Origin of the sequence: Acinetobacter sp. (genome assembly GCF_041911495.1) — a bacterium.
Taxonomy (GTDB): Bacteria; Pseudomonadota; Gammaproteobacteria; order Pseudomonadales; family Moraxellaceae; genus Acinetobacter.
Genome location: NZ_JAYROT010000022.1, coordinates 1 through 20,763, shown reverse-complemented (window position 1 = coordinate 20,763; position 20,763 = coordinate 1). Strand labels below are relative to the sequence as shown.

The following is a 20,763-nucleotide window of genomic DNA, read 5'->3' as shown; positions in this document are numbered from 1 at the left end:
TAATTGTATTCAAAGCATGTCTAGACGAGGAAACTGTTGGGACAATGCAGTGACTGAAAGCTTCTTTCATACATTGAAAGGTCATGTAATCCATGGCAGTGTGTTTGCCACTCGAAAAGAAGCGAATGCTGTCTTGTTTGAGTATATTGAAGTTTACTACAATCGAGTCAGAAGGCATTCTGCAAATGGTTGGTTAAGCCCTGAGGCTTTTGAGCAGAAATATTTTAAGAATTTAGAGGGAAATGCTGTCCACAATACTGTCTAGGATCAAGCCCAATGCGTTTAACTTAATGAGTTGTGTGTGTTAGCCAACAATATCTCTCTTAACTCTCGCACCGAATCCACAATCGCCACAGGTGCAAACTGTTCAAGCACCTCAACAGAATGCACGCCATAACTCACGCCGATTCGTGGCATATTGATACGCTGCGCCATTTCCAAATCATAACTGGTATCACCCAGCATCAAGGCACGATGCGCAGGCACGCCAGTCACATTTAAGATTTCTAGAAGCATTAACGGATCAGGCTTAGAACGAGTTTCACTAGCTGCACGTGTGGTAACAAACAGATCTGCACTTTGGGTCTGCGCAAGTACCCGGTCAAGCCCTTTTCGGCTTTTTCCTGTAGCGACAGCGAGCAATTTGCCTTGTGCTTTTAATGCATCGAGCAACTCTGCCACACCATCAAACCACACATCGCCACCCGAATTTTCGACATAATGTTGTGAATAGCTCGTTAAAATCTGCTCATGTAACTCAGGCGCTTGTGGGAATAAGCGTTGCATTACTTCAGGTAAGCCAAGTCCAATGACACTTTTTGCATCATCGTCTAACAGCGGTTGCTCAAACTGACGTGCAGCAAATTGCAAACTTCTGACAATCTGTCCGACAGAATCAAACAACGTCCCATCCCAATCAAAAATGATCAGATCAATATTTTGCATATCCAATGTGCTTGTGGTGTCTGCATCAGGAGAAAATTGCGTTAAATCATTCATCAGTAAAATATCTATCTCGTCCACATTCATTGCATAAGCTAAGCGATTTCAATTGCCGTCTGATGACTTACGCAAACTTTGAATCAACTTCTGCATATCATCAGGTAACGGCGCTTCGATCACAGGATAATTCGGTATTTCCAAACGCATGGCATGTAGGCAGAGTCGCTTAACATCGTGATGCGAAAACGGCACTTGATGCCCATATTTATCATCGCCGACCAGCGGATGACCAATACTCCAACCATGCACACGGATTTGATGGGTACGCCCAGACAATGGCGATGCGTGAATTAGCGTCGCGCCAGTATAACGCTTAACCACATTCCACTGGGTTTGGCTAGGCTTACCTTCTTTGGATACACGAACACGACGTTCGCCGTTGTTCAGCTCGTAGCGTAACAATGGCGCATCAATCAATTGCTTATCTAAAGCCACCACGCCTTTCACGATCGCAGCATAGGTCTTTTTAATGCGATGCTCTCGCAGATCATCTTGCAAGGTTTTCAGTGTAGAACGCTTTTTGGAAATCATCACCAAGCCCGACGTATCACGGTCAATACGGTGAATCAATTCTAAATATTTCTTGCCAGTCGCTTGGCGCATCGCTTCGATCAAGCCATACGCCACACCGCTACCACCATGTACCGCAATACCCGACGGTTTATTGACCACGATCAAACCCTCATCTTCATAGACGATGCGAGCCAGTAGACCATTCGCCACGCTATCCCCGATCGGAGCATGATCCTCTTGTTGTTGCATGCGAATCGGTGCGATACGGATTTGATCACCAATATTGAGCTTGGTTTCTGCTTTAATGCGCTTTTTATTGACACGTACTTCACCTTCACGAATCAGGCGGTAAATCCGACTTTTCGGCACACCTTTTAAAGTGCGAAAGAGAAAGTTATCAATGCGTTGTCCCTCATGATGTTCTGTCACATCAATCCACGTCACGCTTTGCCATGCACCTGCTGTATCCACATCAACCTTTTCTTCTTTAAACTTTTCTTCTTCGAACTTTGCAGGTCTTGAAGGTGCTGATTTTGAAGATGCCAATTTAAAAGTCGAACGTTTTGAAGACGAGGAATTTGAAGATGAGGACGTTGAAGATCTTCCTCGTGTAGATGCTTTTGACGATGATTTATAATTAGATGGACTCATTAAACACACAACTTTTTATGGGCAGGGTTTGAACGCTTGGGCGTAGCGATCTTTCAAGATCAATATTTTACAACGATATTTCAATCAGATTCAGATTAAGGTACGGATACAGCATAATTTCACAATTTTTGCCTATTTTTTAAGCAAATAACCTCAATTAATCGCAAATATCATATAGGCAGATGGCGATGTATTTGCTATATTCAGCGCACGGATACCAACGTCACCGTCCATCACAAAATATCTTCTTTTGAGAAAATAAGACGATAGATGCACTTAAGATGACGTGTCGGTCCTCAAAGATTATGCCTAAGCCGATGGCAGATTATATCGGCAAAACTGTGATGTGCATGTGTTTATTTTAACCATGTCCACCGCACAGCATGCAAATGTCGCTGACCGTCACGCCAAAACATCGTGATGTGAGTTAGTTTAATTGATAACGGATTGCATCAGACACATTGCACCACGCAAGATATTCAGGCAACCCATTTGATCATTTAAGGTTTGTTAGCCCTCGCCACGATGAGCATTCCGTGGCTTGAGAGAAATGACTAGCAAAAGATCGGATGATTTAGATTTAACGATTTAACGCTTACAACGTAATTCTTGATGTCTAAATCCATGCGTCTTATCGCAAATTGTGAATAGCAAATAGCGAATAGATAGTCACCTTAAATACAATGCGTCCCTCCAGTGAATATCGTTGCAACGAATCTCAACAGAGACTTGGCAACAGTATGCAGACACAGGATTAGACAATTTCATTTTTACAATCACAAAATGTACCGTCGATCTCCACTGTCGCAACATTGCGAAAACGATTTGAACGAACCGATGTAAAGAACATCTCATCAAATGTTTTCGCTTGCCAAGCTCAATGCTGTATGACTGTGGTGAAAATGCGTTTGGGTCATCCTTGATTAGGTATTACCCCCATGAAACGTATGTTGATCAATGCAACACATGCCGAAGAAGTTCGTGTTGCACTTGTCACAGATAATCGTCTGTATGATTTTGACCTTGAAAATCGCACGCGTGAACAGAAAAAATCAAACATCTATAAAGGTCATGTGACCCGAGTAGAGCCCTCTTTAGAAGCAGTCTTTGTAGAATACGGCGCAGGACGTCAAGGCTTCTTGTCTTTACGTGAAATCGCACATTCTTATCTACAAGGCGACCCTCGCCAAAACCACAATATTCGCGAACTGATTACCGAAGGTACTGAGCTTTTGGTACAAGTGGAAAAAGAAGAACGTGGCAACAAAGGTGCTGCGCTTTCGACCTATATTTCACTTGCAGGACGTTATTTGGTATTGATGCCAAACAACCCGAAAGGTGGTGGTATCAGCCGTCAAATTTCAGGTTCGACCCGTGAAGAATTGAAAGAAATTTTAGCCTCACTCAATCTACCTCGTGGCATGAGCTTGATCATCCGCACCGCAGGGATTGGTCGTAGCAAAGAAGAATTACAACTCGATTTGCAACACTTGCTAGACCTTTGGAATCAAATCCAAAACTCAGCAAAAAATGGTCCATCGCCGATGCTCGTGCATCAAGAAGCGGGTGTAGTGACACGTGCCATCCGTGACTATCTCCGTGATGATGTCTCAGAAATTTTGATTGATAGCGAAAATGCTTATAACGAAGCCTATAACTTCGTCAAAGCAGTGATGCCAAATCAATTGGATAAACTGAAAACTTATACCCTGAACGATCCATTATTTGCGCATTTTGGTGTTGAAAGCCAAATCCAAACAGCTTATGAGCGTGAAGTGAAGTTGCCATCAGGTGGTTCGATCGTGATTGATCAAACCGAAGCATTGGTCGCAATCGACATCAACTCAGCTAAGGCAACTCGTGGTCAAGATGTGGAAGATACAGCGCTTCACACCAACCTAGAAGCTGCTGAAGAAATCGCTCGTCAACTGCGCCTACGTGATATGGGCGGTTTGATCGTGATCGACTTCATCGACATGGGTCGTGAGCGCAACCAACGTATGGTTGAAGCAAAACTACGTGAAGCTACGCAAAGCGACCGTGCACGTATCCAATTTGGGCAATTGTCACGTTTTGGCTTGATGGAAATGAGCCGTCAACGTCTACGTCCATCACTCGAAGAATCAACAGGCTACGTCTGCCCTCGCTGTCATGGCACAGGCATGGTGCGTGATCAACGCTCATTGTCATTGTCGATCATGCGCAAAGTGGAAGAGATTGCACTACAACATCGTCAAGGTGAGGTTCAAGTTCAAGTTCCTGTAGAGATCGCTGCTTTCTTACTCAATGAGAAGCGTCACAGCCTTGTCTACCTTGAGCAAACTTCAGGTGTACGTGTCACCGTGTTGCCACATCCACACTTAGAAACGCCACATTACGAAATTCAATTTAATCCTGAAGGCTATGCACCGACCAGCTATGAACGTACCGAAGCAACCCGTTCAAGCGAAAAAGACATCGGTTATGAATCTTCAACTTGGCATATTGAAGAAGCCACCCATGTTGCACAAAATGCGCCAGCTGATAGCGCTAACTTAGTAGCAAAAAGCGCCAGCAAAAACAATTTGAAACAAACTGCTGCGCCCGTTGCACCAGCGCCTACAGCACCTGCTCAAAGTAGTAGTCCATGCGCTTGGTTAGAAAACTTGTTTGTTCCAAAACAAGCCAAAACCACCGATCAAGCCCGCAGTGCACAAAATGCTGCTGCTGCGATCGAGCAATTGGTCAACACAGGTGCGGTGAGCCGTGGTCAGTTTGGTCAAATTGATGCCAATATTGAGCAACAAGTGCAAGCAGTCAATGGATACCTCAATCCAAATGCTTCGACTGCAAATGATGCTCAAGACAAAGATGACCGTCCACGTCGTAAAGACAAACGTAAGCGTAAAGATCAACGTACGGATCGTGTAGAACGCACAGACAACCGTAGTGAGCAACGTACAGAAAACCGTTCTGAACAACGCAATGAACAGCGTAACGAACTTCGCAATGATCAACCACAAGTCGATCAAGAGGATAACGGTCAGCGTAAACAAAAGAATGATCGTCGCAACAGACAAAATGGCGATCAAGAGCAAAACGGCAACCGCAATCAAAATGCCGTGCCACGCCGTGAACGCAATCAAAACCGTCCGCAACGCCCTCAACGTGAACGTGATAACAGCGTACTCGGTGAGCAATCGAATAGTGGCGAAGAGTACATCAATGTACAGACCTTTGAACAAGGTACGCCGGAGATTTTACCGACTGCACTCTTGGTCAATACTGATACAGCACAAACTGAGATCGTTGCTTTAGAGCGCTCGAATAGCACACCACCAGTCACTGCGCTTGAGAATAAATCAAGCGAAGTAGGAACGGCTGATCAAAGTGCGAATGCTGTAGACAACCCAGCTCAAAACCGAAATGAGTCAGCAACTCAAGCAGATGCACATCAATCGAAAGGTAAAAAGAAAGGTAAACCACAGGCTCGCAATGCGGAGCAAAGTGACGCTAGGGATGAACCTGCTACACGTGCAAGCAATGATCCACGTGAAAAGCGTCGCCGTAAAGCTGAAAAGCGTGCACAAAAATCAACGCAAAAATCACCATTGAATGCCAAATCTTTGGCAAGCTTGGCGCAGTTTAGCGTGGTTGATTTGATTCGCCATGTCTACGGTGAAGACTACAATGTATTGATTGAACAGTTTGGACTTATCCCAACTTTCAACCGCGCTGTCGCAAAACACACCGAAGCATTCCAATCAAGTGAAATTGAGGAAGATGAAGACGACGTTTTCACAGGTCCTGTGACACGTGATGTCGAATTGCCTCGTGAACAAAATCAGGAACCTGTTGAAGCACTGTCTTTAACACCACCTGAGCCAACAGTTCGACTAAGCAATGACCCACGTCAAAAGCGTAAACTTGCACAGCAAAATGCTGACGCACCACAACCTGAAACCACTCAAGCTGACGATGTGCAAGTGATTGCCAGTGGCACAGTGGCGACGATTGTGGCAGATGCAACGCAAGAAGCTGTGGAAAGTGATGTCGAGCAAAAAGCTGACGTAGAGCCACCCACTTCCGTATCAACCACTGCAGCAACTCAACAGGCTGATCTTGAACTCACAACAGAAGAAGATACCTCATCTGAAAATGATGACTCACCTGAATCTGACGACACATCTGAGTCAAATGACGACAATTCTGATGACGATGAGAAGTCAGACCGCCCAAGCAAAGCGAAAGGCAAAGATGATAAACTTGCTCGCCCACGTCGCCCAAGAGGTAGACCACCGAAGAAAGCGAGTCAGGATGCTGATCAAGCTTAATTCAAAAGCGCAATACCTATTGACTTAAGTATTGCGCTTTTTCTTAAGTATGATCAAAGACACGTAGAGTATTTTACTGTACGTTATTTTCCCAAAGCATCAATGTGAATTATTGAACATTGGTGTTTGTTTCATTGATAGATAGTATAACAGGAGCTCTGATATGAGCCACGATGCGACCAAAGATATTATTTCCCTCTCAGACGTGATTAAACAAGTTCCTCAATTCGCCAAGAAATTACCCAATATCTTGAATGGATTGAGGCATGCTTATTTGCGACGACCAAGCACTGCTTGTGGTCTAGGTTGGGCATTTGAAAAAGCAGTTAATGAAAATCCATCGGGCATTGCCCTGTTATACGAAGATCAAAAATTTAGCTATACCGAACTTAATGCTTGGGCAAACCAAATCGCCGATTACTTCTTAAAACAAGGTGCAAAAAAAGGCGACGTCATTGCAGTAATGATCGAAAACCGCCCTGAACTCGTTGCAACCGTACTCGGTCTTGCCAAAATTGGGGTTGTTACTGCACTCGTGAACACCTCGCAATGTAGCAAGGTTTTGAGTCACAGTATCAACTTGGTTAAACCTTTTGCTGTTGTCATTGGTGAAGAAGTACAGCAAGCCGTGCTCGATGTACAAAATGACCTAGAACTCGCAAAAGATAAATACTATTGGTTTGCAGATGATGCCTCTAAAACAACAGCGCCAAATCCTTTTGTTGATCTTGCTCAAGCGATTCAAACGTGCAAAGAGCATAATCCATCAACCACCAATCAAGTTTGTGGCAAAGACGGTTTATTCTATATCTACACTTCAGGTACGACAGGCTTACCAAAAGCCGTGATTTTCAAACACAGCCGTTGGATGCTTGCCTATGGTACTTATGGTCATGTGCTTGATTTAGATCAAGATGACGTCATGTATGCAACGCTACCGCTCTATCACGCAACTGGCATGGTCGTGTGTTGGTGTGGCGTGATTGCAGGTGCATCAACATTGGCAATCCGTCGTAAGTTTTCAAAATCAAACTTTTGGAAAGATGTTCAAAAGTTCGATGCTTCAGCGATCGGTTATGTGGGTGAACTTTGTCGTTATCTACTCGATTGCGAACCATCACCTGAAGAACGCAACCACCGTGTCCGCAAGATGATTGGTAATGGTATGCGTTCAAACATTTGGCACGAGTTCAAAGAACGCTTCAACGTAGACGAAGTCTTAGAGCTCTATGCTTCAAGTGAAGGCAATGTCGGCTTTAGTAATATTTTCAACTTTGAAAATACCGTTGGTTTCTCACCAACACCGTATGCGATCATCGCTTTTGACAAAGAGAAAAATGAGCCAATTCGTGGTGCAGATGGCTTTTGTCAAAAAGTCAAAAAAGGTGAATCTGGATTATTGATCGGCAAAATTACCAGTCGTTCACCGTTCGATGGCTATACCGATCCTGAAAAGAACAAATCCGTAATTATGGAAAATGTCTTAAAGTCTGGTGATAAATTCTTTAATACTGGTGACTTGGTACGTGATATTGGCTTCCGCCATGCGCAGTTCGTTGACCGTTTAGGCGATACTTTCCGCTGGAAAGGTGAAAATGTATCGACCACACAAGTCGAAAATATCGTATCGGAATACGAAAAAATCTCTGAAGCAGTGGTCTACGGTGTCGAGATTCCAAATACCAATGGTCGTGCAGGTATGGCGGCGATCACTTTGCAAGAAGGTAAATCACTCGACGAGAATGACCTCGCAAATATGGTTAATGCCTTTAAAGCTGAGCTTCCTGCCTATGCTATCCCTATATTTTTACGGATTCAAAAGCAAATCGAAACCACTGGTACGTTCAAATACTCAAAGAATAAGTTAAAAGAGCAAGCTTTCGATCCTGAAAAATGCCAAGAACAAATCTTTGTTTTATTACCAAGTGACACTGCGTATAGTGAAGTCGATGCAACGGTATTTAAGCAAATCAATCAGGGGAAATATCGCTTCTAAGCTGATTCGATTCATGAAAAATCCCATGAAAAGCAAAGTTTAGACTTTGCTTTTCTGCTTTAAAATGGTGTAATTATAGACAAACATACGGTGCAAATAGAATTTCCCCTTGTGTTCATCAGATAAATTGCTACAATACGCTCCATCGAAATGAAGACACATTATTTTTTAATGTGGCAAGGGAAATTGAAATTTTATTGCTTTTTCTCTTGCGTCGAAAAAATTGATACTGAATTAGTTTTTTCACTTGCGCTTCGATTGTTGTAAGAAATAAACCTCTTGCGTCGAAATCATCGATAATTAATCGATAATTTCTCCTCAGGGTCGTTAGCTCAGTTGGTAGAGCAGCGGACTTTTAATCCGTTGGTCCCGCGTTCGAGTCGCGGACGACCCACCATTTATTTCGAACTGTTTGCAAAATCTTTGTAAACAACCAACTCAGAAAATCATAGATTTTCTCTTGTGTTGGAAAATTGATAACTTTTAATTTTTTGATGCAATAACTGATTTGGATCCGATACTCAAGAAAATCATAGATTTTCTCTTGCGTTCGAGTCCTCATAGAAATTGATACACTTCAATTTCTCTTGCGCTTCAAAAAAGCAATGCTTTTTTTTCGCTCAGGGTCGTTAGCTCAGTTGGTAGAGCAGCGGACTTTTAATCCGTTGGTCCCGCGTTCGAGTCGCGGACGACCCACCATTTCCTCTTAAAATAAAAAATTGAATATCAGCTCAAGCTCATATCCAATCTCTATTTTCTAGATTGATATTTAGCAGACTTTCTTTTAAGCAATTTCCTTAAGATATGACCACGGAAATATGCCTTTATCATGTCCATCACTAAAGCAAATCTGTACTCCATACCGCTGTGAATTGATCGCTTTCACGGCAATGTCTTCTTGCACGACAAAGAACGGCGGTCGTATGCGCTGTGCTCGACAAAAAGCGCATGGACAATGAAGTCGCAGCTGATGTGGCTGAAATGCTAAAGTCAAATCATCATCCGACCAAATGAACTGAATCATTTGGCTGTGTGGATCAAATTCAATACGATTCGGTTCATTCTGCATGCTGGTTTTCTCGGATTTGCTGAACTCAGATTTGCTTAACTTGAATTTGATTTAAGCTGATACGGATGGCTTTACGCACTTCAGGATCAGGGTCTTCGGCATGTTGATTTAACAATTGTTCTGCTTGATCACCACCAATTTCACCGAGTGCCAAAGCAACTTCTTTTCTTAAATTACTGATTTCAAAATTAAAGTTAAGCGCCAATTCTTCAAAAGCATGTTGTGACTGAATCAGCCCTAGACTTCATACTGTCGCAATACAGACTTGCCAATAATTGTCCTGCAAGCTATCAATCAAGATCTGCTCAAGTGCAACCAATTTTAAACGTCCGATGGTTAATGCAGATTCGATACGTAACTGCCAATCATCTGCAACCAATGCAGCTTGCAAAGCCTGTTGAACAATCGGCGTAACTTGCTTTGCATACGCCAAGCCACCTGTTGCTATACGTCGTGTTTCCACATCCGTTTCTTTTTCTACAATTTTGGCAAGTACAGCAATGCCCTGTGGTTGTTGCAACCAAATGAGCGCACTCACCGCTTCACGGCGAATCAATGGATTTTCATGCGCTGTATGCGCCTCGATATGTGTATAAAGCTGTACCGCACGAAGCGGTTTCAGCGCACGTAAAATCGCAGTCTTTACAGTAACTTGCGGTTGATCTAAAAATTGCCAAAGTACATCCGTAGACTGGCTTTGTTTTACTTCACTGAGGCTTTGCGTTGCGGTATCAACAACGTGTGCAGAATCATCATATAAAGCAGTCACAAGGGCTTTGATCGACGCCTCATCTTCCCAACCTTCGAGCCGTTTTGCAGCTTCGAGTCGAACCAGTTCAGCAGGATCATGTTGCACTGCATAATGTAACCACGGCAACAATTCCTCTCGTTCTTCATCTGCAATATTTAGGATCGCTACAAAACGTACCCTTTCATCCGATTGATTAAGCTGTGTCCAATATGCAAAATAATCGTCATCTAATGTGTCGATTTCAGGATAATTCAGACCTTGACTTAATGACAACCTCATGCTGTTTAATTTGTTCAATGTGCATAATTTATCCTTCATTTATCTGTAGGATTCTAACGGGTTGTTTACAGTACTTAATAGATTAGCAATTTTAGGATAAAAAACACTTTAGACTCGAATCTGCGCTTTATAAAAACGATGACAACACCGTATTTAAAAATAACCTACCCTGCGCTGTACATTGCAGTCTTTTAACATTTTGATCTAGTAAATGCTTTTGACGTAATTCATTTAAAACTGGTTGAATCGTTGATAATTGTTGGCCTGTTCGTTTTAAATAAAAATCTTTGGGTACACCTGCATTTAAGCGCAACGCATTCATCATAAACTCAAAAGGCATGTCATCCTCGGCAATCGCTTTAAATTGCAAATTTTGCGCAGGAATTTGCTCCAAATAATCTTTTGGCATGCGTGTTTTTTGAAAACGATAAATACCATTAGGTAAAGTCACCTTACCGTGCGCCCCTGCGCCAATCGCCAAATAATCACCAAACTGCCAATAGTTGAGATTGTGCTGACTTGGTCGCTCTTTTGCCCATGCCGACACTTCATAATTGACAAAGCCATGCGCACGGAGCAACGCTTCACCTTGTAATTGAATCTGTTCAAGCACCTCTTCATCAGGCAAAGTCGGCTGTGAACGATAAAATACCGTATTCGGCTCAATGGTCAGTTGATACCATGAAATATGTGTCGCACCACAGTCGATTGCCATCTGCAAATCAGCTAAGGCTTGCTTAACCGTTTGCTGTGGTAAGCCGTGCATCAGATCGACATTGATGCGCTGAAAGCCTGCACTCTTAGCATTTTGAATCGCAGATTTGGCATTGTCAGGATTGTGAATCCGTCCAAGTCGCTTTAAATGCGCCTCATCAAAACTTTGTACGCCGATTGATAGTCGATTAATTCCAGCGTTTAAATAGTCTTCAAAAGGATCGTGTTCTACCGTGCCAGGGTTGGCTTCCATAGTAATTTCACAATTTTCTTGGAATGGAATTTGTGATTTCAACGCTTCGAATAATCGCTGATACGCAGGCGCAGAAATCAGCGATGGCGTGCCACCACCAATAAAAATACTTTGCAATTCACGCCCTTGAATAAATTCTTTTTGCGTCGCAAAATCCACAATCAGCGCATCAATATATTGCTGTTCCAAATCCTGACTGAGCTGTCCTGCTGCTAATTCATGCGAATTAAAATCACAATACGGGCATTTGCGCACACACCACGGCATATGGATATATAGCGAGAGCGGAATTTCGGCAATTAGACTTGGATGCATGCAACACTCAGCAAGATAAAAAAAACTGTTGAGCTCGAATAAATCAGCTCAAACAAAAGATGAGTAGTTTAACACGCCAAGGCAAGATCATTTTATGAATTGAAACGTAGAATCGGCAATCAAATCATGTTTTACTCATTCAAAGATAAAAAACCAATGAGAAATAAACCATGCGTGCGACCGAGATGTTGATTCCTTTGTTTTTTGCTGCAGTTGTTGGCTTGGCAATGGCAACGCAAACTGCTGTCAATAGTCAGCTCCGTCAATATCTCAACAGCCCGATTCAAGCTGCATTTTTTTCCTTCTTAGTGGGGACGATCTGTTTGGCAATCATGATGCTCGTCATGATGTGGAATGGTTCGGCATTAAAGCCAACATTATCACAACTAAATGAAATACCAGTTTGGCTTTGGGTTGGCGGGTTGCTTGGGGTGTATGCGGTCACAGCCAGTATTTATACTGCACCGAAACTCGGTTTTTTAACATTTACTGGATTGGTGCTGTTTGGTCAGGTGATCATGTCGATGTTGTTAGATCATTTTGGACTCATCGGTGTGGAGAAAAATCCTGTAAACTGGCAACGTCTTTTGGGTGCGATACTCATCGCCATCGGGATTATCTTTACCTTACAACGCTAGTTTGATCGAAGAACTCTCACCGTTTACACACGCTTAATTCATTTACGATTCACATTTTATTTTCCCACTGAGATTTTATGTCTACGCCATCGCATTTCACTTTTGAATTGAAACAACTGCTACATTTGATGATTCCAATTTTAGTCACGCAATTTGCGCAGGCTGGTTTTGGCTTGATCGACACCATTATGGCAGGTCAGCTTTCCGCTGCGGATTTGGCTGCGGTAGCTGTTGCGGTGGGAATTTGGATGCCTGTCATGTTGCTATGTAGTGGTATTATGCTCGCTACTTCGCCTTTAATCGCAGCTGCACTGGGCGCAAAGAAAACCGATGAGATTCCAACCATTAGCCATCAATCTTTATGGATTGCGTTATTTCTTGGCTTAGTCGGCATGATGATTCTGCATGTGATGCCACAGTTTTTTCATCTGCTTAAAGTCCCTGAAAATCTCCATGCCAAAGCAGGATTGTTCTTACATACCATTGCTTTTGGTATTCCTGCGATTACGCTCTATACCGTATTGCGTTGCTATGCCGAAGCTTTGGGGCATCCTCGTGTGGTGACGACGATTAGTCTTTTAGCGTTGCCGATACTCGTGCCGTTGAATTATGTATTTATGCATGGTCTGTTTGGTTTGCCTGCGATGGGTAGTGCAGGTTGTGGTGTGGCAAATGCGATCTTGCAATGGCTCATGCTGATTGTTTTATTTTTCTACATTAAACATGCCAAAAGCTTTGCGCATGTTCGGTTATTTGAGCGATTTGAGAAACTTGATCCGACGTGGTGTAAACGCATCGCGGTTCTCGGTTTACCAATTGGTTTAGCGATTTTCTTTGAGGTGAGTATTTTTAGCACCGCTGCATTGGTGGTTAGTCCACTTGGGGAAATTATCACCGCAGCCCATCAGATCGCCATTTCGATCACTTCGCAGTTGTTTATGATTCCATTGTCTTTGGCGTTGGCACTAACTATTCGAGTCGGACAATATTATGGCGCACAAAACTTTGATGCAATGCGTCAAGTGCAAAAACTGGGCTTTATCGTTGGGACTTTTTTTGCATCGGCGACGATGATTTTATTGTGGTTATGCCGTGCATGGATTATTCAAATTTATAATGACAATCCTGAAGTGTTCAGCGTGGCGTATGGTTTGGTGATTTATGCGGTGGCATATCAGTTGGTGGATGCGTGGCAAGTCACGGCGGCAGGTTGTTTGCGTGGTATGCAAGACACCAAAAGCCCAATGTGGATCACGCTATTTGCCTATTGGATTGTGGCATTTCCAATTGGCGTTTACCTCACTCGTTATACCGATTTCTCCGCTGCGGGGGTTTGGGTTGGCTTAATTATTGGTTTGTTTGTGGCGTGTATTTTGTTGATTTGGCGATTGTTGCATCGCAATGCTCAGCTCAAACTTTCCCAACACACTTAATTGATCATTTTAATCAGCAAGTCGTAACTCTTGCTCACATAAGCTCACTTGTAAAATGCACGTTTGGAAATTAAAGTCAGAGCATGAGATAACAATCTCTTGGTAATTTCAAACACATTCAATAACACGATAAAACAGCGCACACGGTAAATAGATTATGGCAGACAATAAAGCATCGGCAGGACGACGTTTTATGAAGCTGGCAGGCATGACAGCAAGTATCGCAGGCAAAGCCGTCACCAGTTCGATCAAAAACATCAATGCTGATGAAGAAAAAAAACTACAAGCTCGCTCCGCCCTGTATCAAGAGATCGGTATCAAAATCGCTGAAACCTTAGGGGAAATGAAAGGCGCAGTGATGAAAGTCGGGCAAATCGCCTCGCAGTACAAAGACATCTTCCCTGCCGAAGTGCAAACTGCGATTGCCAAACTACAACGCCAAGCGCCTGCCATGCCTTTTGCACTCATTAAAAATCAAGTGGAAAAAGAGCTGGGCAAGCCACTCGCTGAATTGTTCCAATCTTTTGATGAAACGCCATTTGCCGCTGCCTCGATTGGTCAAGTACATAAAGCAACACTAAAAAATGGTCAAGCCGTCGTCGTCAAAGTGCAATATCCAGGAGTCGATGAAGCCTGTGAAAGTGATCTCAAACAAGTTCGCTTGGCACTCCGTTTGATGGGTGTATTGAAAATTGACCGTAAATTACAAGATGAGATTTTCGATGAAATTCGGGAAAGTCTTTACACCGAACTCAATTACGAAATCGAAGCGCAAAATCTGCACGTCTTTAAAACTTTCCACGCCGAGCTGGATGACAAAATTATTATTCCCTCAGTTTTTCCCGAATATTCTTCACGACGCATTTTGACCTTGAGTCAAGAAGTCGGTGAAAGCATTGAAACTGCAAGTACGTGGGATTTGGAAAAACGTAATGAGCTCGGACGACGACTTTTCCAAGCGATTGGACAAGAGATTTTCTATCTCAAGCGTTTTCACTGCGATCCACACCCAGGCAATTTTGCCTTTCGTGAAGATGGCAGCGTGATTGTTTATGATTATGGAGGTGTGAAGACTTTAAATAACGAGATCGTCAATACCTATAAACATCTGATCAATGCTGCACGTCAAAAAAATATTCCTGCGATTGAAGACGATTTAAGAGCATTGAACGTACGCACGGACAAAGGACAGATTCCACAACAATTGTATTTAGATTGGTTGGAAGTGCTTATGCGCCCATTGGTGACCAATTATGATTTTGCAGAAAATTCATCGCATCATGATGGTGTCGCATTAGTCAAACAATCTTTGAAATATTGGGATAGCTTTCAACCTTCGCCTGATACTTTGATGGTCAACCGAACGGTTTCAGGGCATTACTGGAATCTGATCAACCTCAAGGTCCATGATAATTTGAATGATTTATTTGAACAGCTCATCCCAAATCAGCACATCTAAGACGTATTAAGGTTTGGTTCGTTGTGAGTTTACAGTGTTGCAGGGATGTAATGACAGTTACACCACGCTTTCAAACCCTTACATTGTTATAATATAACATCAGCTTACTTCTTGCTAATATGCTTTTATTCCCTGATGACATTCCCTAGATGTAATCTTGATGTAGCTTTTAAATGTTTTGAGCATTTTTCATGGGATTGAGGCAAGTAGCTAGTTTACTCTGCAACTATCCTCCTCTGCGAAGTAACTTCCCCCGAGTTACTTCGTTTTTTTTGCCTACCACGTCTGTTCTTATTCTTCTGTAACTTTCAATGCTTCAGGATGTTTCGCTTGTTTTGCCATGTTTAAGTATTTCGCTTGGGATTTTTTATTTTTGCGCACATTGTTACCATCTCGATAGGCTTGGTACAGCGCATACATGGCATCCGCATCGCCATTGTCCGCAGAGGTTTTGAGTAACTCAATGGCTTTGTTACTATCCACATCAACACCGAGTCCATCACGATAAGCCACTGCAAGCATATAGTCCGCTCGAAGCTCACCACGAGATTTTGCCAATTCGAACCACTTTAAACCTTGCTCCGCTTGTCCATGATTCTGCGCATAGATTCCCATACAAATCATGGCTTTGGTATGACCTTGATCGGCAGCATGTTTGAGCAATGGTAAATGTTGTTCATGATCCACAGGCAGATTCAACGCCAAAGCAAAGGCCGCATCAACATTGCCCTGCTGTGCTGCACGCTCTATCCACGCCATGCCTTCTTTTGGATTTTTCTCTACACCAATGCCTTGTAGCCAACATTGCCCCAGTGAGAACTGTGCTGCTGCAAAACCTGACTGCGCTGCTTGCGCAAGCAGTTGCAAGCTCTGCTGTAACATCTGCTTTTTCGATACCTCATCAGGAAGTTGATCAACCTGTTGCAAACTGGTCATACCCGCACGATATGCAGCTTCGACATGACCAAACTGCGCCGCTTGGAGCATATATTGATGTGCTTTTTCTGCATCGCCTTTTTTATCTTGAAGTTCGATCAAGGCACGCACGTAGAATCCAATCGGGTTGTTCGCTTGAATCGCACGTTCTGCATAGCCTTTGGCTTGTTTTGCATCGTCTGCTTGGAGTAGTCGAAACGCATATAGCGCACTGGCAAATTGATCTTGCTCGGCATTTTCCTTGAGGTATTGCTGTACTTTGTCCTGATCAAGTTGCTGTGCATCATTGATAAACAATAAACTTTTTAAATGCTTTTGTTTTTTATAATTATCTTTGAGCAGTTGAAAGGCTTGCGCCGTATCGGTTTTCAGCAGTTGACTCGCATAGGTGAAAATCGCCTCTGGATTATTCATCGCCACCGCTTTTTTCAAATAATCCAAACCTTTTTCGGTATTAACGCTCACGCCTTTACCCGTTTGGAACATTTCCGCCAACTGATAAAAGCCAAAAGAGTCTTTACACACATTGCCTGCATGTTCAAAAAACATAATCGCTTTGGCAGAATCTTTCGCCACATAGTGACCTGTCAAGTACCAACGACCAAGCAAAATACTCGCTGCGCCAACGCCTTGATTCGATGATTGCACCAAGAGATTGATGCGATTTTGTGATTCCAGTTTGTTCTGTGCAGGTGCTTTACGTTCAAAATGCTCCACCAACTGAAAACATGCCACGCCATCACCTTGTTGCGCTTTTTGGCGAAGTTGTTGTTCAAATGCAGATTGCGATTGCTGTGCTGTATTTTTAGTCACATTATTATTGTTTTCAATCTGTTGCGTTGGTTTCGTCATAGTCTTTCCGAGAGTTAATCTAAAAATTTGAATTGAAAAATGAAGGCTCTATTCTACGAGCCAAGTGCTGATCGCTCAAGTACATCAATGATCTGAACCTGCGAAATCATTTATTAAACTCAATAATTCGGCATAAGGTGAGTAGAAATCATTTGATTCGTGAGAACGTCAGTCGCACTGTTCGAGGTCAAGAATAACTTTAGCAAGATGACGTTTTTCAAGGTATTGTATAAATTTCAGTGTATGACCGAGTTTGCGACTGACAAATGGTTTTGCCTACTTTTCCCGAAAGAAAAGTAGGTCGAACCTGAGCAAAGTCAAAGCATTGCTTTGGCTGTAGCGTAAGACGCAGTGGTTAATCCCTACATATGCACACACGCCACTAGACCTTGCCCCAGATGCTCAGCTTTTCAATTTATAATTTGTCAAACTCAGGCTATTGAAAAATAAACGCTCTAAAACCGTAATAGCTTAAAGCCAACGCACAAATCCCAACCAGCACACTACTTAACACATAACTTAAAACCAAACCGTAATGCCCGAATTTCAGTAGTTGAAAGCTCTCTAAACCAAAACTCGAAAATGTGGTAAAGCCACCTAAAATCCCGACCATCAAGAACAGTCGCCATTCACCTTGCAAACTGACAAAGCGCTCACTGGCAGCAAAGAATGCTCCTGCGCAGATACAGCCGATGATATTCGCCCACCACGTCGCCCATGGAAAGGTGCCTTGTGCCACAGGCAGTAATAGGCTGAGTGCATAGCGTCCGCTTGCACCGATCGCACCGCCCAATGCTACCCATAAAAACATCATGCAAACTTTTCCTAAAAAGCTAACCTAAAAATGACGAAACTCTAAACCAATAACTAAAACTTAACCAATACCCCTGACTAAATCCAACGACTTGCCAAACGTAGTAGCGCATTCGGTGTGACCTGTTGAATACCATACAATATTTTCCACGGCAATGGTGGCACGATGGCTTCGGCTTTTCTTGCATCAATAGCTTGATACATCAGCTTTGCCACATGGTCAGGCTCTGCAAGCAAAGCTGAACTCGTTTTAAAATTCCCCAAAATATCTGTCTTCACAAATCCTGGATAAAGTATCGTGACATTAATATTTCGTTTAGTGAGCAACGGGCGAATCGCATTAAAATAACTTGCTACCGCCGCCTTGCTCGCCGAGTAACTGGCTGCTTTTGGTAAAGCAATAAATGCGCTATACGATGACACCACAGCGATCTGCCCACCACCGCCTTGATATTGAAAAAGATGCTGTGCCGCATCACTGCACGCAATCGCAGAAATCACATTGATATTTAAATTGTGCGCATCATTCTCAAGACGATGATCTGCAAGCTTACGCAGTGACAGCACACCTGCATTGATCACCACACAATCAATCTGTCCAAGCAAGTCGTGAAATCCCATAAAGATCGGCAAAATCTTGTCATGCTCACTGACATCAAGCTGTGCGACCTCAACACGGACATGGTACTGCTCACGAATTTGCTCAGCGATCTGTTCAAGATTTTCTAGGCGACGTGCCACCAATGCTAAATTGCACCCTTGACTGGCACTATATCGTGCCAATGCCTCGCCCAATCCACTCGATGCGCCAGTGATCAGAATATTTCGCTTTGCCATATCGTCTTCTAATATTTTTTGATTGAAAAACCTAACATACACCAATTTCTATCGAGATGAAATTGCTGTACAAAGGCAGATTCAAATTGTACTTATCACAACATCTTGTTAGGCTAAGCGCAGTTTGATGAAAATCCTTTTTGACGTGGAACATGACACATGAAAACTCATTTAAAAGCTGACTTATTAAATGACTTATTGGCACGACTTGAAGCAGGTACAGCGCAGTTCGCCGATGTGATCAGCTTGATCGATATGCACTATCAACACACCCCAACTGCATTTCAAAATGGTGCACAGCACAACTCTGCCGAGCAAAATCAAGGCAGTGCCAAAGTATTGAGTTTTGCTAAGCTCAATGGTCTGGATCAAGCGCAGACTTTGCGTTTATTTGCTGAACATTATCAGTCGGTTTTGGCGACACCTGAAGGCACTGATCATCAGAATATTCGTCAGTTTATGGCAAATGGTTGGTATGGCGTGACGTTTGAGAGTGAGGCGTTGGCTGGGAAATAGTGTAAAAGATTAAATCAAATTAATTCACTATAAATGATATTGATTATCATTTTATGCTGGTATAACTTTACTTTTTCTTTTATACTTGCACTCTTCTTAATTTAATAGTTTAGTGCTTTTCTAATGTGTGACTCTAAAGTAAAGCAAGATTCCGAGTGTTGTATTTACACAATGGGTTATGAAGGTTCAAGTATTGAAGATTTCATTGCAACACTTAAAAAAATGAATATCGATACTATTATCGATGTGAGAGAATTCCCTATCTCTCGAAAAAAGGGGTTTTCTAAAACTACTTTTTCGAAAGAACTAAATGAGGCTGGAATAAAATACACGCATTTAGTTAATCTAGGATGTCCCAAACATATACGAGATCAGTATAAGATCGATAACAATTGGGAAAAATACAGCTCTGCTTTCAATGAATACCTAAACTCTCAAGCTGAAACCATTAATGAACTAGCAAAATTATCCCAACATTCACAATTTTGCCTAGTATGTTTTGAGCGTGATCAAAATTTTTGTCATCGTAGTTTAATTGCAAAAGAAATAAAAATTAATCACTCCGTCCGAATTCACCATTTAGGCGTTAAAAAAGGTCTTGCTGAACTTGCGATCTATTAGGCGGATATATAACACTGATTATTAGCCATTGATTTTGAAATCTATGAATATTGCCCATTAAAAAATATAAATTTTTTTGTGCCAAATCTTTTTCATATTTTTGTCTTAACTTCTCCTCCCATTTATCTCCATAATCTTTTACACATGTCCAATAAAGTGCTCCGAGTTCCCAATCAACAATTTTGTGCTTATAGTTGAAAACAACACCATTATTATCCTTACAGGTATAATGATAGTAAAAATCATATGGGATTTTTCTAAGTAACTTTTTAGAGGAATTGTTATTATTCGATTCGAATAAACCTTGTTCATGTCGTGTTAGTTTTTCAATTTCATCTTTATTCCATTCTTTATCCGACTCTTTTATTTCAAGGGCAGTAACTGAAAAAGGATGTAGTAAAGCCAAACTCACATTTAAACTTTCTTGGTTTAACCTAATTTCATCAAATGTTTCAAATACAGGTAACCGATCAATCCAATAATAACGATCTTTCCATCTATTTTTTGACGATACTTTTTCCAAAGGTTTTATTGTATCAATAGAAATTTTATAACTTTCTTTACGATGATCGTCCGTAGCCTTTTTTATCAAAGCCTCAATCCATTGCCATTTAGAAAATTGGTTAGGATTTTCTAAATCTCTAAATGGTATTGGAAACAAACGAACAAATTCACCTGCTTCTGTCATAGCAGGGCAGAGTAAAACTTGAAGTGCGACATAAACCACCTAATTAATTTAAAGGGTTTATGGAGTATATAAAATTGTCATACCATCATCTTAACTTTGAAGATCGTACTGCAT

At 42.2% G+C, this 20,763-nt stretch carries 16 protein-coding genes, 2 tRNA genes and 1 pseudogene; 10 read left to right on the top strand and 9 right to left on the bottom strand.

The genetic code is table 11. From position 1 onward, the window contains the following. Positions 1-265 (top strand): IS3 family transposase (locus tag ACE3PQ_RS02610; protein ID WP_374294966.1); only part of this gene is annotated, 265 nt, incomplete at its 5' end. Between the two features lie 17 nt (positions 266-282). Here ACE3PQ_RS02610 and ACE3PQ_RS02605 read toward each other — a convergent pair. Both ACE3PQ_RS02605 and ACE3PQ_RS02600 read right to left on the bottom strand, forming a co-directional pair. Further along, positions 283-945: an HAD-IA family hydrolase gene (locus ACE3PQ_RS02605; RefSeq protein WP_374294968.1), complete on the bottom strand. Its 663-nt coding sequence runs from the start codon at positions 943-945 to the stop codon at positions 283-285. 102 nt (positions 946-1,047) lie between these two features. Then, positions 1,048-2,061 (bottom strand): RluA family pseudouridine synthase, encoded by a 1,014-nt coding sequence (locus ACE3PQ_RS02600; protein WP_374294964.1) that lies wholly within the window; start codon positions 2,059-2,061, stop codon positions 1,048-1,050. 1,043 nt (positions 2,062-3,104) lie between these two features. Between ACE3PQ_RS02600 and ACE3PQ_RS02595 the strand changes: the two genes are divergently transcribed. The 4 genes from ACE3PQ_RS02595 (at position 3,105) to ACE3PQ_RS02580 (ending at position 9,174) form a co-directional block, all read left to right on the top strand. Beyond that, a complete protein-coding gene (locus tag ACE3PQ_RS02595) occupies positions 3,105-6,479 on the top strand; it encodes an Rne/Rng family ribonuclease (RefSeq protein WP_374294962.1) in 3,375 nt (1,124 codons plus the stop codon). A gap of 163 nt (positions 6,480-6,642) precedes the next feature. Next, positions 6,643-8,475, top strand: a complete 1,833-nt coding sequence (locus ACE3PQ_RS02590; RefSeq protein WP_374294960.1) for a long-chain-acyl-CoA synthetase — start codon at positions 6,643-6,645, stop codon at positions 8,473-8,475. Positions 8,476-8,796: 321 nt separating this feature from the next. Next, positions 8,797-8,872, top strand: a tRNA-Lys gene (locus ACE3PQ_RS02585). Between the two features lie 226 nt (positions 8,873-9,098). Next, positions 9,099-9,174, top strand: a tRNA-Lys gene (locus ACE3PQ_RS02580). Between the two features lie 85 nt (positions 9,175-9,259). Here the strand turns inward: ACE3PQ_RS02580 and ACE3PQ_RS02575 are convergent. The 3 genes and pseudogenes from ACE3PQ_RS02575 to hemW all read right to left on the bottom strand — a co-directional run bounded on the left by ACE3PQ_RS02575 (position 9,260) and on the right by hemW (position 11,856). Continuing rightward, positions 9,260-9,544 carry a DUF971 domain-containing protein gene (locus ACE3PQ_RS02575; protein WP_374294958.1) on the bottom strand — a complete coding sequence of 95 codons (285 nt, stop codon included), beginning with the start codon at positions 9,542-9,544 and terminating at the stop codon, positions 9,260-9,262. Between the two features lie 25 nt (positions 9,545-9,569). After that, positions 9,570-10,574: pseudogene (locus ACE3PQ_RS02570) on the bottom strand (HEAT repeat domain-containing protein). Between the two features lie 127 nt (positions 10,575-10,701). Continuing rightward, complete coding sequence (gene hemW / locus ACE3PQ_RS02565; protein WP_374294957.1) at positions 10,702-11,856, bottom strand: radical SAM family heme chaperone HemW; 1,155 nt, start codon at positions 11,854-11,856, stop codon at positions 10,702-10,704. A gap of 170 nt (positions 11,857-12,026) precedes the next feature. Here hemW and ACE3PQ_RS02560 point away from each other — a divergent pair, with 170 nt between their 5' ends. The 3 genes from ACE3PQ_RS02560 to ACE3PQ_RS02550 all read left to right on the top strand — a co-directional run bounded on the left by ACE3PQ_RS02560 (position 12,027) and on the right by ACE3PQ_RS02550 (position 15,386). Beyond that, positions 12,027-12,494, top strand: coding sequence for a DMT family transporter (locus ACE3PQ_RS02560; RefSeq protein WP_374294955.1), 468 nt, complete (start codon positions 12,027-12,029; stop codon positions 12,492-12,494). A 77-nt stretch (positions 12,495-12,571) separates the two neighbouring features. Beyond that, positions 12,572-13,927 (top strand): MATE family efflux transporter, encoded by a 1,356-nt coding sequence (locus tag ACE3PQ_RS02555; RefSeq protein ID WP_374294953.1) that lies wholly within the window; start codon positions 12,572-12,574, stop codon positions 13,925-13,927. A 157-nt stretch (positions 13,928-14,084) separates the two neighbouring features. Continuing rightward, positions 14,085-15,386 carry an ABC1 kinase family protein gene (locus ACE3PQ_RS02550; RefSeq protein WP_374294951.1) on the top strand — a complete coding sequence of 434 codons (1,302 nt, stop codon included), beginning with the start codon at positions 14,085-14,087 and terminating at the stop codon, positions 15,384-15,386. 291 nt (positions 15,387-15,677) lie between these two features. On the opposite strand, the gene ACE3PQ_RS02545 is transcribed toward ACE3PQ_RS02550, so the two are convergent. The 3 genes from ACE3PQ_RS02545 to ACE3PQ_RS02535 form a co-directional block, all read right to left on the bottom strand. Then, positions 15,678-17,174 carry a tetratricopeptide repeat protein gene (locus ACE3PQ_RS02545; protein ID WP_374294948.1) on the bottom strand — a complete coding sequence of 499 codons (1,497 nt, stop codon included), beginning with the start codon at positions 17,172-17,174 and terminating at the stop codon, positions 15,678-15,680. A gap of 436 nt (positions 17,175-17,610) precedes the next feature. Continuing rightward, positions 17,611-17,988 carry a fluoride efflux transporter CrcB gene (gene crcB / locus ACE3PQ_RS02540; RefSeq protein WP_374294946.1) on the bottom strand — a complete coding sequence of 126 codons (378 nt, stop codon included), beginning with the start codon at positions 17,986-17,988 and terminating at the stop codon, positions 17,611-17,613. 77 nt (positions 17,989-18,065) lie between these two features. Next, entirely contained in the window at positions 18,066-18,824 is a 759-nt protein-coding gene (locus ACE3PQ_RS02535; protein WP_374294944.1) for an SDR family NAD(P)-dependent oxidoreductase, read from the bottom strand. Between the two features lie 159 nt (positions 18,825-18,983). Between ACE3PQ_RS02535 and ACE3PQ_RS02530 the strand changes: the two genes are divergently transcribed. Next, the gene (locus tag ACE3PQ_RS02530) at positions 18,984-19,340 is read left to right on the top strand and encodes a HopJ type III effector protein (RefSeq protein ID WP_374294942.1); all 357 of its coding nucleotides are present in this window, start codon (positions 18,984-18,986) and stop codon (positions 19,338-19,340) included. A gap of 171 nt (positions 19,341-19,511) precedes the next feature. Beyond that, the gene (locus ACE3PQ_RS02525; RefSeq protein ID WP_374294940.1) at positions 19,512-19,961 is read left to right on the top strand and encodes a DUF488 family protein; all 450 of its coding nucleotides are present in this window, start codon (positions 19,512-19,514) and stop codon (positions 19,959-19,961) included. Here ACE3PQ_RS02525 and ACE3PQ_RS02520 read toward each other — a convergent pair. Beyond that, positions 19,927-20,649 carry a hypothetical protein gene (locus tag ACE3PQ_RS02520; protein ID WP_374294937.1) on the bottom strand — a complete coding sequence of 241 codons (723 nt, stop codon included), beginning with the start codon at positions 20,647-20,649 and terminating at the stop codon, positions 19,927-19,929. The genes ACE3PQ_RS02525 and ACE3PQ_RS02520 overlap by 35 nt on opposite strands. Between the last annotated feature and the right edge of the window lie 114 nt (positions 20,650-20,763).